The sequence below is a fragment of the Streptomyces sp. NBC_00207 genome (assembly GCF_045160965.1).
Lineage (GTDB): Bacteria > Actinomycetota > Actinomycetes > Streptomycetales > Streptomycetaceae > Streptomyces.
In genome coordinates, this window is the sequence record NZ_CP130715.1 from 1,112,759 (window position 1) to 1,126,822 (window position 14,064).

The window sequence follows — 14,064 nt, forward strand, 5'->3', positions numbered from 1 at the left end:
TCGGCCCTCCCTGACAGCAGAGGTTTATGACATACACAAAGTATAGGTCGTAAACATCCAGGGCAAGGGGGCGCCGTGCACGGCGAGTTGGGGCCGTCGCTCCAAGGTCAGAGGCGGGCCGCGCGCCGCAGGAGCAGATTGCGTTCCTGCGCGTTGCGCGTCAGCGAGGCCGCGCGCTCGAACTCCGCCCGGGCCTCCTGCGGGCGGCCGAGCCGCTCCAGCAGATCGCCCCGTACGGACGGCAGCAAGTGGTAGGTACGCAGGGCCGGTTCCCGTGCCAGGGCGTCGACCAGCGGCAGGGCCGCCTCCGGCCCCTCGGCCATCGAGACCGCGACGGCCCGGTTGAGCTCCACCACCGGTGAGGGGATCAGCCGGACAAGCCGCGCGTAGAGTGCGGCGATCCGCGGCCAGTCCGTGTCCTCGTAGCGGACGGCCGCCGCGTGGCAGCCGGCGATGGCGGCCTGGACGGAGTAGGGGCCGTTCCCGGCGTGGCCCAGGGCCCGGGCGCCGCGGGCGATGAGCATGCGGTTCCACCGGGCCCGGTTCTGGTCGGCGAGCAGGACCGGTTCCCCGTCGGGGCCGGTGCGGGTGGCGATCCGGGACGCCTGGAACTCCAGCAGCGCGGCGAGGCCGTGCACCTCGGGTTCCTCGGGCATCAGGCCGGCCAGGACGCGGGCCAGGCGCAGGGCGTCCTCGCAGAGGGCGGGGCGGACGAGGTCGTCCCCGGCGGTGGCCGAGTAACCCTCGTTGAAGATGAGGTAGATGACCTCCAGGACCGAGGAGAGCCGTGCGTCGCGGTCGGCGCCGTACGGGACTTCGAAGGGCACGCCGGCCTTGGCCAGGGTCCGCTTCGCCCGGACGATGCGCTGGGCGACGGCGGACTCGGAGGCGAGGAAGGCGCGGGCGATCTCCTGGGTCGTCAGACCGCCCATCAGGCGCAGGGTGAGCGCGATCCGGGCCTCGGTGGCCAGGACGGGGTGGCAGGAGGTGAAGATCAGGCGCAGCAGGTCGTCGTCGATGTCATCGGGGTCCGCCGGTTCGGCGGGCGGCGGCGCGTCCTCCAGGGTCCGGCCCACCTCGGCGAGTTTGCGCGCGTAGGTCTCCTTGCGGCGGACGAGGTCGATGGCGCGGTGCTTGGCGGTGGCCGTGAGCCAGGCGCCCGGCCGGTCCGGGACGCCGGACTCCGGCCACTGTTCGAGCGCGGCGACCAGGGCGTCCTGGGCGATCTCCTCGGCGATGCCGACGTCCCGTACGATCCGGGCGACGCCGGCGATGATCCGCGCGGACTCGATCCTGAACACCGCTTCGACCGCCTGGGCCGCACTCACTGCCGTCACGGCCACCCATCAGAGCAGCCGTGACGAGGCAGGGCAAACGCGGCGCGGGCGCCCCGGGATCACATCTCCTGGATCTCCCGGACCTCTGCGCTGACGTTCCACTCGGCCGGGTGGATCTCGAGGAACCGCTTGGTCCACTCGATGGCTTCGGCCTTGTCCTTGCACTGGGTGAGGGAGTAGCCGCCGATGACCTCCTTGGTCTCGGTGAAGGGGCCGTCGGTGTAGCTGATCTTCCCGCCGGACCAGGTGACGCGGGTCCCTTCGGACGTGGGGAGCAGCCCGGCCGTGTCGAGCATGACCCCGGCCTTGGTGATCTCCTCGTGGAGGGCGCCCATGCGCTGCTCGAAGTCGGCCGGGAACGGGGTCTCGGGGGGAAGTTCCTGCTCGTTGATGCGGATCATCGTCAGGAAGCGCGGCATGGTGACTCCTCGGTCGGGAGGGCGGGGACGGTCCCCGCCTCTCACCCCTGCGTCGAACGGGAGACACCCGGATCGACAGCCTCCGGGAAATTCTTCGAAGATTTTCCGGGGACGGCCACCGGAGGTCAGCGGCTGTCACCCGTCCAGTCCCAGTGGCGCGGGTCCGCGGCGCGGCGGCGGTAGTGGGCGCGGCCGCCCGCCCCGTAGCGCCCTATCTCGGTGGGGAGCCTGGCCTCCTCGGCGAGCTGGGGCGTGCTCCAGCCGGTGATGTCCAGGAGGAGCCCGTCGAGCGGCCCGCCGACCAGTTCGCCGTAGACGTGGCCGGGGCGCGGGCCGGGGTCGGGGTCGTCGTGGTCGGCGCCGTAGACCCGGCGCCGGAGCATCCTGTCGTCCATGCTGCCCAGCTTCACAGGCGCCACTGACATTGCGGCGATGATGGGGGCCGCCCTCCCGATCGCGGGGGCGTACGAGCGAGGAGCGACACGCATGGCACGTCGGGTGCACCAGCCACTGGAGGACCAGGAGTTCGACTTCATCCTGTCGATGACGACCGGACCGGTTCTCGCCTACTTCTGCGGCACCTGGCCGAAGGCCGTCGAGGCCTGCCGCGCGATGGACGCGATCGTCGGCGAACTGACCGAGGAGTACGGGACGCGGTTCACGGCCGTCCGCACCGACATGACCCGGTGCCCCGGTACGACGAGGCGCTACGGGGTGACCGGAGCGCCGACCGCCGTGATCGTCAAGGACGGGGAGGCGGTCGCGAGCCAGGCCGGGCCGATGACGCGCGAGCAGTTCCGGGCCTTCCTGGACGCCGGCCTCTGAGGCTCAGAGCAGGGTGACGGCCTGCCGTTCCAGGCTCAGCGAGCGGTCCACCAGGGCGGCGCACTCGTCGAACAGGGCGCGCCGCCCCGCCGCGTCCGCCTCCGGACCGGCGGCGTGCGCCAGCCCGGCGAGCCGGGACCAGTGACCGCCCGAGTCGCGGAAGAGGGCGGCGGCCTCCGGCCGCCCGGCGAGGTCGAGGAAGTCCGCGTACAGCGGCCGGGTGGCGCCGGGGGCGGTCCACTCCTCCTCGAGGCAGGCGTACAGCCGGCGGGTCCCCGCGAGGAAGGCCTCCGGGGTGCCGAAGCGGCGCTCCCAGCCGGCCTTGGTGCGGGTGTCGCGCATCTGGGCGGCGAGCTTCTCCATCCCGGAGAAGCCGAAGTTGACGTCGAACGCGTTGCCCAGCACCGGGCCGGTGAGGCGGGCGGCGGTGGCCGCCACGGCCCCGTCGACGTCGGGGGCGCCGGCCGCGGGGCCGGTGGGCACGATCATCCGGTGGCGGCCCTTGCGGTGTCCGGACCAGGCCGCGCCGAACTCGGCCTCCTCGATCGCGTGCGGGGAGCCCGCGCCGTCGTCGACGTGCAGGGTCCCGTCCCCGTACCCGGCGAGGACCACGGTGTACGGGTCCGCGCCCGCCATCTCGCCGGCGTCCCCGGTGGCCGCGTGCCAGGGCAGCCCGGACCGGTCGACCGTGCAGAACACCGGCCGTCCCGCGTCGAGGGCGGCGTACACCCGGTCCCAGCGGGGTTTCGCGCTCCGGAACACCTCGTAGGGGACGCGGAGGCGGTCCAGGGCGGACTCCACCCAGGGATCGGGATGGGCCTGCGCCACGATCGTGAGCAGGGGCGGGCGGCCCGCGTACGCGAAGACGAAGTACATGAAGCCGACTCCCCCGGCCAGGCCCGCCACCAGCGCCTCGTCGTGAGTGCTGCCGAGGGCGTGCCGGACGAGGGTGCTCTCGCGGTGGCGTCCGGGGCCGAAGTCCTCGTAGAGAAGGGTCACCCGGCCAGCGTAGGCGCGGGGTGCGACAACGGACCGGAGGAGACTTCCTGTACAGTTGTCCAGGAAATCGCGTCCTCCTTCGCCCACCTTCCGTTCCCCTCGGCACCCAGAAGTGGAGGCGGCCATGCACACGGTCGCTCAGATCCTGATCGGCCTCGTGGCCGCGCTGCACGTGTACTTCCTGGTCCTGGAGATGTTCCTGTGGGAGCGCCCGCCCGGCCGCGCGCTGTCCGGCTTCGACGCCGACACCGCCCGCCTCACCGCGCCGCTCGCCGCCAACCAGGGGCTCTACAACGGCTTCCTGGCCGCGGGGCTGATCTGGTCGCTCGTCATCGACTCGCTCGCCACGCAGGTCTTCTTCCTCGTCTGCGTGATCGTCGCCGGGGTGTACGGGGCCGCGACCGCCAACCGACGGATCCTCGTCGCCCAGGCCCTGCCCGGCGCCCTCGCCCTCGGCGCGGCGCTGCTGGCCGCGTGAGCCCGGAGGACGCGCGTACGGGCGACCCGCGCACGGCCCGGACGAAGGGGCGGCTGCGCGAGAGCCTGCTCGCGGAATGCGCCACCGCACCGCTCGCGGAGGTGAGCGTCTCGGCGGTGGTCCGCCGGGCCGGCGTCGGCCGGGCCACGTTCTACCTGCACTACGAGGACCTCACCGCCCTCGCCGTCGACGCGTGCGCCGACGTGGTGCACGCGGCGGTCGACGCCCTGCACGCCTGGCAGACCGGCCCCGGCGCGCTCCCCCCGGCCCGGCCCCCGGCGGCGCTGGCCGCCTTCCTATCGGGCGCGGCCGCCCGGGCGCCGCTCTACCGCACCCTGCTCCTCCCGGGCGGCGGCGGCCCGCTCGGCGACCGCCTCCACCGCGAGCTGCGCGAACGCGCCCGCGCCGAGCGCGCGGCCGCGGGAGCACCGCACCCGGACCTGGTCGCCTCGGCGGTGGCCGCCGCCTTCACCGGCGTCCTCGCGGACTGGCTGCACGGCGCCGTCCCGGCCGACCCGCCCGCCCTGGCGGACCACCTCTGGCGCCTGCTCCTGGCCCTCCACCGAGCCGGGTAGCCACACCGTCCGGGCCCCGGACGCGCAAGAGCCCCGCCGGGGACCGGCGGGGCTCTCCTCACGGGCGTGGCTCGTGAAGCGGCACTACGAGAGGGGGACCACCTGCTCTGCCTGCGGGCCCTTGGGACCCTGGGTGACGTCGTACTCGACCTTCTGGTTCTCCTCCAGCGACTTGAAACCGGTGGTCGCGATCGCGGAGAAGTGCACGAACACGTCGGGGCCGCCGTCGTCCTGCTGGATGAAGCCGAACCCCTTCTCCGAGTTGAACCACTTCACGATGCCTGTTGCCATCTGGCTGATCCTTCTCAACGTTCCACTGCGGGCCGCATATGCGGCCGTCTCGATCCTGCCCAACGGTCCCCGACAGCACACGCTGAACGCGGCCAACCGGGGCGCGGCGCGCATTCGAACTTCTGGTCGCCTTGTCCGTGAAAAGAGGGAGCAGCTCCTTCCGGAGGCCTTCCGGAAGCCCTTCGAGAGGGGACGGACATGGGCGGGTTAGCGACATTCAGGGTGCCCGACCGGGTGACCGGCACGGCGGCGGACGAGGCGCTCGGCCGGGCGATGACCGCGGCCTGGCGGCGCGACGGGATCTTCCAGGTCGCGGCGGACGCCGGACAGCGGGCGCGGACGCGGGAGGCGCTGGCGGCGAGCCGCCGGTTCTTCGCCCGGCCGCCGGCGCAGAAGGCGGCGTACGTCAACGACACCTCGTACAGCGGGTACATCGCCTCCGGCGAGGAGGTCACGGCGGGCGAGCGGGACGCGTCGGAGATCTTCACCATCACCCCGGACCTGCCGGCCGGGCGGGGCCTGCCCTGCCACGGGCCGGTGCCCTGGCCCGATCCCGGCTACCGCGCGGCCATGGAGGCCTACCTCGCGGGGGTGGGCGCGCTCGGCGAGCGCCTGCTGCGGCTGGTGGCGCTCGGGCTGGGCCCCGGCCTCGGGCTGGGGCCGGCCGGCATCGACCGGCTCGCCGGGCTGACCCGCGGCGGCTGGCACCACATGCGGGTGCTGCGCTTCCCGGCCGCCTCGCGCACGACGGAGCGCGGCATCGGCGCGCACACCGACTACGGGCTCCTGGTGATCGCCGCCCAGGACGAGGTCGGCGGCCTCTTCGTGCGTCCCCCCGTCGACGGCGAGCGCCGGCCGCGCAACTGGCTGCCCGGCGAGAGCACGGCGGGCTTCGCGCAGGACTCCCCCGGCTGGACGTACGTGACCCCGGTGCCGGGGGTGCTGACCGTGTTCCCCGGAGACATCCTGCAGTTCCTGACGGGCGGCGCCCTGCTGTCGACCCCGCACAAGGTGCGGCTCGCCGACCGGGAGCGCTACACGCTTGCCTATTTCCACGAGCCGCGGTTCGGCGCCCGGGTCCGGCCGCTGCGGCCGGACCCGGGGGACGACACGGAGATCCACTACGGGGAGCACTTCACCCGCATGTTCATGCGCTGCTATCCGCAGCGGGCAACGACACGGCGGATCGAGGCCGAGGGGCTGCTGCTGCGGCTCGGCGCGGTCCGCTGACCCGGCAGCCCAGGCAGTCGGCGTGCCCGGTGCGGGCGCCGGCGTCCCGGGTGCGCCAGTCCCAGCCGGCCTCCGGGCGGGGTCCGCTCGGCTTGCCCCACCCGGCGAGGTGCAGCAGCCAGGTGACGATCCCGGCCGCGGCGACGACGCCGAGGCCCAGCCAGATCCCGGGGGCCCAAGCCGCGCACACGGCGACGCCCGCTCCGGCGAAGCCCAGCAGCGCCAGGGTGGTCCCGGTCCAGCCGGCCACCGTGTGGCCGAGGTCGACGTGGCCGTGCGCGCTCATGATTCTCCCTGGTCGAACGGTCGGCAGTAGGCTCGGAGAGAGGATTCATTTATCTCACGAGCTAAGTAACTTAGATGCTAAGGAGTATCTGCGTGGAGGGCAAGCCCCGCCCCCCGGCCACGGCCGCGGAGGCGATGTCGCGCATGGACCAGTACGTCGCCCTGGGCATCGTCGGCCAGCAGGAGGTGGCGCAGCGGCTCGGGCTCAACGTCACCGACCTGACCTGTCTGGGCCACATCCTGGGAGCCGGGGACACCCCCCTGGCCGCCGGTGACCTCGCCGAGCTGGTGGACCTCACGACCGGCGCCGTCACCGGGGTCCTCAACCGCCTGGAACGGGCCGGGTACGCGCGGCGCCGACCGGACCCCTCCGACCGGCGCCGGGTACGGGTGGTGGCCGAGCCGGAGGCGGCAGCCCGGGTCGTCGCGGTCTACCAGCCGTTCTACGACCGGCTGGGCGCCCTGTTCGCCGACTACACCCCCGACGAGGTCGCCGTGATCGCCGACTGGTTCGAGCGCGCCGCGGTCGAGGTCCGCGCCCACTGTGCGCAGGTGCGCTCCGGGGAGCTGGACACCGGGGAGGCTTAGCCCCCGCTGGTACCATGGGCGGTTGACCATCTTCTTTTCATCTGCTTCTTGCTTCGAAAGGTCCTGCATGAGGAACCCGTCAGTTCACGGACGCTTCGGTGTGAAGGGCGGTGCCAAGGCCGGAGCCAAGTCCGGCGGCAAGACCCCCCGGAGCATCGGGCCGCAGGGCGAGTTCACGATGCACGAGCCGAAGGTGCCGGGGCTGGCGCCGGTGGACTCGTTCTCGGAGCTCGACCTGCCCCTTGAGCTGGTGACGACCATGGCCTCCCTGGAGGTCAGGGAGCCGTTCCCCATCCAGGCCGCGACACTTCCCAACGCGCTGGCCGGCCGGGACGTCCTCGGCCGCGCGCAGACCGGCTCCGGCAAGACCCTCGCCTTCGGCCTGGCCCTGCTGGCGCGTACGGCGGGGCAGCAGGCGGACCCGAAGCGCCCGCTCGCGCTGATCCTCGTACCGACGCGCGAGCTGGCACAGCAGGTGACCGAGGCGCTGGAGCCGTACGCGGCGGCCCTGAAGCTGCGGATGGTCACCGTGGTCGGCGGCCTGTCCATCGGCCGGCAGGTGAGCACCCTGCGCACCGGCGCCGAGGTCGTGGTGGCCACCCCCGGCCGCCTGAGCGACCTCGTCGGGCGGCGGGACGTACACCTCGAGCGGGTGAAGATCACCGTGCTCGACGAGGCCGACCAGATGTGCGACATGGGCTTCATGCCGCAGGTCACGGAGATCCTGGACCAGGTGCACCACGCGGGGCAGCGGATGCTGTTCTCGGCGACCCTGGACCGCAACGTCGACCAGCTGGTGCGCGGCTACCTGAAGGACCCGGTCGCGCACTCCGTCGACCCGCAGGCCGGCGCGGTGACCACGATGGACCACCACGTGCTGCACATCCACGCGGCCGACAAGATCTCGGCGGCGACCGAGATCGCGGCCCGGGACGACCGGGTGCTGATGTTCCTCGACACCAAGCACGGGGTCGACCAGTTCGTGAAGCACCTGCGGGCCATGGGCGTACGGGCGGAAGGGCTGCACAGCGGCAAGTCGCAGCCGCAGCGCACGCGGACGCTGGCCCAGTTCAAGACCGGGGCCGTCACCGTCCTGGTCGCCACCAACGTCGCGGCACGCGGCATCCACATCGACGACCTCGACCTCGTGGTCAACGTGGACCCGCCCGCCGACCACAAGGACTACCTGCACCGGGGCGGCCGTACCGCCCGCGCCGGCGAGTCCGGCCGGGTCGTCACCCTCGTCACCCCGAACCAGCGCCGGGACATCGTCCGCCTGATGGCCGACGCCCGGATCCGGCCGACGATCACGCAGGTCCGGTCCGGTGAGGCGGCGCTGAGCCGGATCACCGGCGCCAAGGCCGCTCCCGGGGTCCCGCTGGCCGGTTCCGCACCGACCGACGCCAAGGGCCGGCCCTCGGGGTCGGACCTCGGCTTCCGCGGCATCGGCACCCGGCCGGGCCGGCCGGGGAAGGGCAAGGAGTCCCGCAAGACCTTGGAGGCCCGGCAGCAGGCCGAGGCCCGCCGCGCCGCCCGGGTCCGCCGGGGCATCTGACGGGCCGCGGCGCGGCCGGCCGTTTCAGACCGCGGTCCGCCTGCGCAGACGGACCGCGGCGGCGGTGCGGACGCGGCCGGTGCGGCCGCTGCTCGCCAGCAGGCGCAGGGCCTCGTACGAGGTCAGGGACTGGGCCACGGTGCGCTGGCACCAGTCCGAGGCAGCGGTGAGCTCCGCGGCGGACCAGGACTCGCCGCGGGTGATTGCCTTGAGCAGGACCCACTCCCGCAGCCGGCGCTCGGGGAAGGCCCGCCCGGCGAGCGCGGCGGCCATCGCCCGGGCCCAGGCGGGGAAACCCTCGTCGGAGAGCAGCCGCGCCGCCCGGCGGTCGAGGTGGGTGACCACCGCGCTCTCGGCCATCACCGGATCGGGGTCGCGCAGCACGGCGGCCACGGCCTCGGCCTCGGCGCTCCCGCACGGCGCGACGGCCAGTGCCTCCAGGTGGCGGCCGTACCGCCAGTGCTCCGGGGGCGTGGCGGCATCGGAACGGCTCATCGGGCGGCGCCTTCGCGTACGTGCCCGGCCCAGCCGTCGTCCGGCAGCGGCTCCCAGTCGACCTCCACGGTGAGCCCGTGGTGGTCCCGCGCGATGGCGGTCACGGTCGCGGTGGCGATGGCCTTCGCCTGGTCGGCGTCGACGACGGTGGAGTCCGCCCGGCCGCAGCCGACACCGGGGATCGACTGCGCCCAGCCGCCTCCCACCGGCATGACCAGGACCCGCTCCGGCATGCCTATGGCAGGCCGCTGCTGCTTCTTTCCTCTCCCCATGGCACCCATTCCACACGACCGCCGTGAACGGCCGGTCGTCAGGGTGCCGTCAGGGCGTCAACGGCCCGCGGGGGCCAGCAGCAGCGACTCGGCGCCGACCGGCCGGTAACCGGCGGCCTGGAAGGCGCGGATGCTGCGCGCGTTGCCGGTGGCCTGCTGGGACCAGACCGGCTGCCCGTCGGGCACCAGGTGGCGGGCTGCGCGGGCCAGTTCCCGGCCCAGCCCCCGGTGCCGGACGTCCTCGTCCACTTCGATCGCCGTCTCCCAGCGGCCCGCGACTCCCCTGCCGAGGACGAGGACTCCCCCGTCGGCCGACCAGACCCGTACGTCGTCCCGGCGCTTCAGGGCCCGCCGCACACGGGGGTGGTCGGGATCGGCCATCTCCCTGAGCTCCAGCGGGGGTTCACCGGGGAGCGGCCCCGCGACGGTGAGCAGGTCTATCGTGTCGGTGCTGCGTCCGGTGCGGTCCAGCAGGGCGGCCAGGAAGCGGGCGTTCATGGTGGCCGCGAGTGCGTCGCAGTCGAGGGCGTCGAGGGTGGAACGCACCCAGTCCGGGTCCTCGTCGGTGAACACGACGGAGTGCGCGGTGAAGGCGATGACGCCCGCGTCGCGCCGGTTCTCCTGCGGGACCACCGTGGTGCCGCCGTCCGGAGGCGGGAACCGCCCCTCGGCCGCGGCGTCCAGAATCTCCGTCAGTGTCTGTCCCATGCCCGTCAGCCCTGCCATTCGGGTGCCGTGTCGGCGCGCCTGATTCGTGGTCGCTACACATGATCCCAGGAGCGGTGCGGGCCGGTTCGGGCGGGGACGGCGGAGAGCCGGGCGGCGACGGGCCGTGCCGGACTGCAGGGGCCCGGCTCTCCGCGTCGCGGGTTCAGACCCCGTGCGTCCCGCGGTTCGGGCGGGGCTCGTGCGCCTCGTGGCCGCCCGCCCCCTGGCCGCCCTCGTGTTCCGGCTCGGGCAGCGGAGCCCCGGTCTCCAGAAGGGTCTTGAGGCTCGAAGCGAGCATCGGCCAGGCCCGCCCGCACATGCCGATCAGGGTGCCGCCGGGCTCGAACCCCTCGTGCAGGACGGTCAGCCGTGCGAGGGTGTCGCCGACCGGCTCGATCTCGTACGTCACCTTCGTGCGCCGCTCCTTGGCCAGTTCGGCCCGCAGCTCCTCGGCGATCCCGACCGAGGCCGCCCACTGCGGGCTGAAGGTGTGCCAGGTGTAGGAGAGCACGCGGTCCGGGATGCAGTCGAGGACCACCTGCTCGGGGTCGCTGGTGCGGGCACCGCGCTCGACCCAGTCCATCGACGAGCCCACCGCCCAGTCGGTCTCGAAGCTCAGGCCCCAGTACCGGCGGGTGAAGGCGGGGTCGGTCAGGGCCTGCCACACCCGGGAGGGATCGGCCTGGATGTACAGCGTGTAGGTGATCGCACTGTCGCTCATGGCCCCATGCTGCGGGACCGGGGACCGCGGACGCCGGATTTCCCGATCATGGCGGCGGCCGCGGCCGGGGCGGCCGCCGCCCGCGTCACCAGAGGACGCCGTCCTCCGGGAGCTCCATGGGCGGTGTGCGGGTGGGGACGGGGAGGGACAGACTCGCGCGCGCCGCGTGGACCGCCTCGACTTCTTGTGCGCCGGCCGGGCCCCAGTCGCTCAGTTCACGGACCTGCTCGGGAGTGGCCAGCAGGCGGGCGTACGCCGGGTCCGCGGCCGGCGGGAGGCCGGTGAGGCGGGCCGCGGTGCGGGCGTGGGCGCCCTGAGCGGTGTGCCGGTAGCCGAGCGGGACGGCCCCGGTGGCCGGTCCGGCCGTCGGGGGCGGCAGACGGGCCGTACCGGTGGCCCTGGCGATCAGGAGCAGGACCCGGCCGTCGGGGCCGAACAGCCAGCCGCAGTGGTCCCGTACGGGCAGCTGCGCTGGCACCGGACCCGGGTGCCAGGTGCCGTGCAGCGGGGTCCGCCGGGTACGGAGCACGCCGAGCCGGTCGAGGGCGGTCGGCGTGGTGGGGCGGCCGTCCTCCAGCAGGGCGGTGCCGGGGCCGTTGATGCGGGCGCGCAGGGCGGACAGGGCGCGGCGGGCGTCACCCGAGTCCATCAGGGCGGGCAGGTCGGCGGGCTCGGCGAAGTGGATTCCGGTGATCTCCTGGGCAGGGAGGCGGACGGCGTCGATCCGCTCGGCGGTCCAGGTGCCGCCGTCGTAGACGTGCAGGATCTCGCCGGGGAAGCGCATCTCGGGCGGGAAGCCGGGGGTGTCGGCCGGGATCCAGTCCACGGCCAGTCCGCGCGGGTAGCGGCCGTCGACGCCGAGTTCCTCGCGCAGCTCGCGGGCGGCGGCCGCGGAGGGCGCCTCGCCCGCGTCCACGGCTCCGCCGGGGAGCAGCCGGTCGGCGCGGTAGTCGACGCTCTGGACGAGGATGCGGCCGTCGGTGTCGGTGACGAGGACGACGGCCGCGGTCCAGACGGCGGCGCGGGAGGCCCCGTACTCCTCGGGGGTCATCCAGGTCCCCGCCCGGCCGTGGTCGTCCGTCTCGGCCCGGTCGGTCTCGGCCGGGCCGGACTCGGCCGGGCCGACCTCCGTCCCACTGGTCGCGGGCCGGCCGGCCTCCGCCCCGTCGGTCTCCGCCTGGTCGATCGCGCCCTGGTCGGTCAGCTGCGGCATCGGACTCCGTTCGCCGTGGGTGGACCCGCCGACTGTGCAACAGCGGGCGCGGCCCCCGGGTTACGGCGCCCCGCGCGCCTCGGCCCCCGACCCCCGCATGGCCGCCCCCATGGCTGCTTATTAGCTGGTTATGTCGCCCTTGGTACCTTCCGCAGGCGGACTGGCGGCATGAAAACCGCCGGTCCGACCACGTCACCGCACCGGCCGGACCCAGGAGAGATCCCCCCATGCGACGCGCTTCCCCCACGGGCACCCGGTCGGCGACCGGAAGGCGGCGGAGGGCAGCGGGCCCCGGCGGCGCGACCGCCGGCGCGACAGCGTGACGGGCGGCGCAAGCGGCGGGAGCGGGCGGCTGGCCGGGGTGGACGCGGTGCGCGGTCTCGCCGTCCTCGGCATGTTCGCCGTGCACGTCGGCCCCGGCCCGCGGCCCGAGGGCGCCGGTTACGTACTCGTCGCGGCCGACGGACGCGCCCCGGCCCTCTTCACGCTCCTCGCCGGTTTCTCCCTGGTCCTCGCCCAGCGCGGCCAGGACCCGGCGCGGCGGCCCGACGGCTGGGCGCGGCGGTGGCGTCCGCTGCTGATCCGGTGCGCCGTCCTGGCCGTACTCGGGCTGTTCCTGGCCTCGCTGCGGCCCGGGATCCTGGTCATCCTGGCCTTCTTCGCCGTGTACTTCCTGGCGGCCGAGCCCTTCACCCGGCTGTCGACGCCGGTGCTCGCCTCCGTGGCGGGCGTCTCGGTGGTGGCGGGTCCGCTGCTGTCGTTCCTGCTGGGCCCGGTGTTCGGGTACGGGTCATCCGGGCGGGGCCTGGTCCCGGAGGCCGCCGACCTGGCGAGCTGGTCCGGGCTGGGCACGGTGGTGTGCGAGCTGCTGCTCACCGGGGCGTATCCGCTGGCCACCTACTTCCCGTACGTCCTGGCCGGGATGGCCCTGGCCCGGCTGTGCAACGTGCGGGAGCTGGCCGTGGCCCGGCGGATGGCGGGGTGGGGCACGGCCGCCGCGGTCGCCGGATACGGCTCCGCCTGGCTCGCCGCCCACGTGTTCGGGGGCCGGCAGCGGCTGCTGGAGGCGATAGCCGTCCACCATCCGGAGGCCCTGGCCGCCGCCGACCCCGTCGGAGCGGTGCTGAGCGGGCAGTTCGGCGCCGTGCCCAGCACCTCCTGGGACTGGCTGCTGGTGGCCGACCCGTACAGCCAGACCCCGCTGGAGACCCTCGGCAACGCGGGGGTCGGGTGCGCCCTGATCGGCCTGTGCGCGACGGCCGCCCGGCACGCGCTGGGCGGGCGCCTGCTGCGGCCGCTCACGGTGCTCGGGGCGATGGCGCTGAGCGCGTACGTGGTCCACGCGCTGGTGCTGGCCGGTCCGGCGCACGGCGCCGCCTCCTGGTCCTCCTGGCTCGCCTTCAGCGGCACGGCGCTGGTCCTGACGTGGGTCTGGCAGCGGATCTGGGCCGGCAGCCCCCTGCGCCGCGGCCCGCTGGAACATGCGCTGCGCCTGGCCACGGGGGCGGGGCGCCCGACGCAGCCCGGGGGCGCGGAGCGCGGGAGGTGACCGGTCATCGGGCTTCCGAGCCCCCCACCCCCGTGGAGGGGCTCCGGCCGGGACCTCCCGTACTCCGTACCGCAGATGACTCCGTCTCACGGGGTCACGTGCCGTCCGCACCGTGCGGGAACGATCACCACGCCAGGGAAGGGGAGGGCACCCGGCCCATGGCAGCAGACGCCAGTCAGGGGACCGATCGCGCCAAGGGGGGACCCGGCACGCCACGCCGTCAGCATGCGAACCCTCCAGCGGCGCCTCGACGAGCACGGCACCACATGGAGCAACGAGGTCGAGACGGTACGCCGCGAGCACATCACGCGGCTGCTCCACGGCACGGACCTCAGCATCGACGCGACAGCCGCTCGAAGCGACTACGCCGACGCCCGCGCCCTGCGCCCGGCCGTCCAGCGCTGGTACAACACCACACCCGCCGCCCTGCGCCGCACCGGCCGTCCGCACGGCGGCGCGCGGACCGGCCTGGGCGACGAGCCCGCTGTGCCGGTTCCCGGCGCCCGCCGGTGACGTTCGAGCCC

The 14,064-nt window shown here is 74.3% G+C and carries 19 protein-coding genes; 8 read left to right on the top strand and 11 right to left on the bottom strand.

The window, feature by feature from the left end; translation table 11 throughout:
- Positions 1-107 precede the first annotated feature (107 nt).
- The 3 genes from OG472_RS05680 to OG472_RS05690 form a co-directional block, all read right to left on the bottom strand.
- The gene (locus OG472_RS05680; protein WP_401604497.1) at positions 108-1,328 is read right to left on the bottom strand and encodes an RNA polymerase sigma factor; all 1,221 of its coding nucleotides are present in this window, start codon (positions 1,326-1,328) and stop codon (positions 108-110) included.
- A 68-nt stretch (positions 1,329-1,396) separates the two neighbouring features.
- Positions 1,397-1,756, bottom strand: coding sequence for a YciI family protein (locus OG472_RS05685; protein WP_383564634.1), 360 nt, complete (start codon positions 1,754-1,756; stop codon positions 1,397-1,399).
- A gap of 125 nt (positions 1,757-1,881) precedes the next feature.
- On the bottom strand, positions 1,882-2,151 hold the full coding sequence (locus tag OG472_RS05690) for a hypothetical protein (protein WP_383564876.1): 270 nt from the start codon (positions 2,149-2,151) through the stop codon (positions 1,882-1,884).
- A gap of 91 nt (positions 2,152-2,242) precedes the next feature.
- Here OG472_RS05690 and OG472_RS05695 point away from each other — a divergent pair, with 91 nt between their 5' ends.
- Entirely contained in the window at positions 2,243-2,581 is a 339-nt protein-coding gene (locus OG472_RS05695) for a thioredoxin family protein (protein ID WP_405941040.1), read from the top strand.
- Between the two features lie 3 nt (positions 2,582-2,584).
- Here OG472_RS05695 and OG472_RS05700 read toward each other — a convergent pair whose 3' ends face one another.
- Positions 2,585-3,580, bottom strand: coding sequence for a BtrH N-terminal domain-containing protein (locus OG472_RS05700; RefSeq protein ID WP_405941041.1), 996 nt, complete (start codon positions 3,578-3,580; stop codon positions 2,585-2,587).
- A 124-nt stretch (positions 3,581-3,704) separates the two neighbouring features.
- Here OG472_RS05700 and OG472_RS05705 point away from each other — a divergent pair, with 124 nt between their 5' ends.
- Together OG472_RS05705 and OG472_RS05710 are read left to right on the top strand one after the other, a co-directional pair.
- Positions 3,705-4,058, top strand: coding sequence for a DUF1304 domain-containing protein (locus OG472_RS05705; protein ID WP_401603249.1), 354 nt, complete (start codon positions 3,705-3,707; stop codon positions 4,056-4,058).
- The gene (locus tag OG472_RS05710; RefSeq protein ID WP_405941042.1) at positions 4,055-4,633 is read left to right on the top strand and encodes a TetR/AcrR family transcriptional regulator; all 579 of its coding nucleotides are present in this window, start codon (positions 4,055-4,057) and stop codon (positions 4,631-4,633) included. The genes OG472_RS05705 and OG472_RS05710 overlap by 4 nt, the downstream gene beginning before the upstream one ends.
- Positions 4,634-4,717: 84 nt before the next feature.
- On the opposite strand, the gene OG472_RS05715 is transcribed toward OG472_RS05710, so the two are convergent.
- Positions 4,718-4,924: a cold-shock protein gene (locus OG472_RS05715; protein ID WP_030714758.1), complete on the bottom strand. Its 207-nt coding sequence runs from the start codon at positions 4,922-4,924 to the stop codon at positions 4,718-4,720.
- Positions 4,925-5,122: 198 nt separating this feature from the next.
- Between OG472_RS05715 and OG472_RS05720 the strand changes: the two genes are divergently transcribed.
- Entirely contained in the window at positions 5,123-6,154 is a 1,032-nt protein-coding gene (locus OG472_RS05720) for a 2-oxoglutarate and iron-dependent oxygenase domain-containing protein (RefSeq protein ID WP_405941043.1), read from the top strand.
- Here the strand turns inward: OG472_RS05720 and OG472_RS05725 are convergent.
- Positions 6,072-6,440, bottom strand: a complete 369-nt coding sequence (locus tag OG472_RS05725) for an HGxxPAAW family protein (protein ID WP_405941044.1) — start codon at positions 6,438-6,440, stop codon at positions 6,072-6,074. The two genes, OG472_RS05720 and OG472_RS05725, sit on opposite strands and share 83 nt — an antisense overlap.
- Positions 6,441-6,532: 92 nt before the next feature.
- Here OG472_RS05725 and OG472_RS05730 point away from each other — a divergent pair, with 92 nt between their 5' ends.
- Positions 6,533-7,027 (top strand): MarR family winged helix-turn-helix transcriptional regulator, encoded by a 495-nt coding sequence (locus OG472_RS05730; protein ID WP_383564620.1) that lies wholly within the window; start codon positions 6,533-6,535, stop codon positions 7,025-7,027.
- Between the two features lie 67 nt (positions 7,028-7,094).
- Positions 7,095-8,582 carry a DEAD/DEAH box helicase gene (locus tag OG472_RS05735; RefSeq protein WP_405941045.1) on the top strand — a complete coding sequence of 496 codons (1,488 nt, stop codon included), beginning with the start codon at positions 7,095-7,097 and terminating at the stop codon, positions 8,580-8,582.
- A gap of 24 nt (positions 8,583-8,606) precedes the next feature.
- Here OG472_RS05735 and OG472_RS05740 read toward each other — a convergent pair whose 3' ends face one another.
- The 5 genes from OG472_RS05740 to OG472_RS05760 form a co-directional block, all read right to left on the bottom strand.
- Positions 8,607-9,077, bottom strand: a complete 471-nt coding sequence (locus OG472_RS05740) for a hypothetical protein (RefSeq protein WP_405828238.1) — start codon at positions 9,075-9,077, stop codon at positions 8,607-8,609.
- Positions 9,074-9,349, bottom strand: coding sequence for a hypothetical protein (locus tag OG472_RS05745; RefSeq protein WP_401603259.1), 276 nt, complete (start codon positions 9,347-9,349; stop codon positions 9,074-9,076). The genes OG472_RS05740 and OG472_RS05745 overlap by 4 nt, the downstream gene beginning before the upstream one ends.
- A 57-nt stretch (positions 9,350-9,406) precedes the next feature.
- Complete coding sequence (locus tag OG472_RS05750; protein WP_401603261.1) at positions 9,407-10,057, bottom strand: GNAT family N-acetyltransferase; 651 nt, start codon at positions 10,055-10,057, stop codon at positions 9,407-9,409.
- Between the two features lie 163 nt (positions 10,058-10,220).
- Positions 10,221-10,778, bottom strand: coding sequence for an SRPBCC family protein (locus OG472_RS05755; RefSeq protein WP_401603263.1), 558 nt, complete (start codon positions 10,776-10,778; stop codon positions 10,221-10,223).
- An 85-nt stretch (positions 10,779-10,863) separates the two neighbouring features.
- Complete coding sequence (locus tag OG472_RS05760) at positions 10,864-11,991, bottom strand: NUDIX domain-containing protein (RefSeq protein WP_405941046.1); 1,128 nt, start codon at positions 11,989-11,991, stop codon at positions 10,864-10,866.
- Between the two features lie 319 nt (positions 11,992-12,310).
- On the opposite strand from OG472_RS05760, the gene OG472_RS05765 reads away from it, so the two are divergent.
- Together OG472_RS05765 and OG472_RS05770 are read left to right on the top strand one after the other, a co-directional pair.
- Complete coding sequence (locus OG472_RS05765) at positions 12,311-13,540, top strand: DUF418 domain-containing protein (RefSeq protein WP_405941047.1); 1,230 nt, start codon at positions 12,311-12,313, stop codon at positions 13,538-13,540.
- Between the two features lie 225 nt (positions 13,541-13,765).
- Positions 13,766-14,053, top strand: coding sequence for a helix-turn-helix domain-containing protein (locus OG472_RS05770; RefSeq protein ID WP_405828244.1), 288 nt, complete (start codon positions 13,766-13,768; stop codon positions 14,051-14,053).
- The last annotated feature ends 11 nt before the right edge of the window (positions 14,054-14,064 follow it).

Coding starts and splice junctions, on each gene's coding strand:
- OG472_RS05685 (WP_383564634.1), bottom strand. CDS start 1,756: ATGCCGCGCTTCCTGACGATGATCCGCATCAACGAGCAGGAACTTCCC.
- OG472_RS05690 (WP_383564876.1), bottom strand. CDS start 2,151: ATGGACGACAGGATGCTCCGGCGCCGGGTCTACGGCGCCGACCACGAC.
- OG472_RS05695 (WP_405941040.1), top strand. CDS start 2,243: ATGGCACGTCGGGTGCACCAGCCACTGGAGGACCAGGAGTTCGACTTC.
- OG472_RS05705 (WP_401603249.1), top strand. CDS start 3,705: ATGCACACGGTCGCTCAGATCCTGATCGGCCTCGTGGCCGCGCTGCAC.
- OG472_RS05715 (WP_030714758.1), bottom strand. CDS start 4,924: ATGGCAACAGGCATCGTGAAGTGGTTCAACTCGGAGAAGGGGTTCGGC.
- OG472_RS05720 (WP_405941043.1), top strand. CDS start 5,123: ATGGGCGGGTTAGCGACATTCAGGGTGCCCGACCGGGTGACCGGCACG.
- OG472_RS05725 (WP_405941044.1), bottom strand. CDS start 6,440: ATGAGCGCGCACGGCCACGTCGACCTCGGCCACACGGTGGCCGGCTGG.
- OG472_RS05735 (WP_405941045.1), top strand. CDS start 7,095: ATGAGGAACCCGTCAGTTCACGGACGCTTCGGTGTGAAGGGCGGTGCC.
- OG472_RS05740 (WP_405828238.1), bottom strand. CDS start 9,077: ATGAGCCGTTCCGATGCCGCCACGCCCCCGGAGCACTGGCGGTACGGC.
- OG472_RS05745 (WP_401603259.1), bottom strand. CDS start 9,349: ATGGGGAGAGGAAAGAAGCAGCAGCGGCCTGCCATAGGCATGCCGGAG.
- OG472_RS05750 (WP_401603261.1), bottom strand. CDS start 10,057: ATGGGACAGACACTGACGGAGATTCTGGACGCCGCGGCCGAGGGGCGG.
- OG472_RS05755 (WP_401603263.1), bottom strand. CDS start 10,778: ATGAGCGACAGTGCGATCACCTACACGCTGTACATCCAGGCCGATCCC.
- OG472_RS05760 (WP_405941046.1), bottom strand. CDS start 11,991: ATGCCGCAGCTGACCGACCAGGGCGCGATCGACCAGGCGGAGACCGAC.
- OG472_RS05770 (WP_405828244.1), top strand. CDS start 13,766: ATGCGAACCCTCCAGCGGCGCCTCGACGAGCACGGCACCACATGGAGC.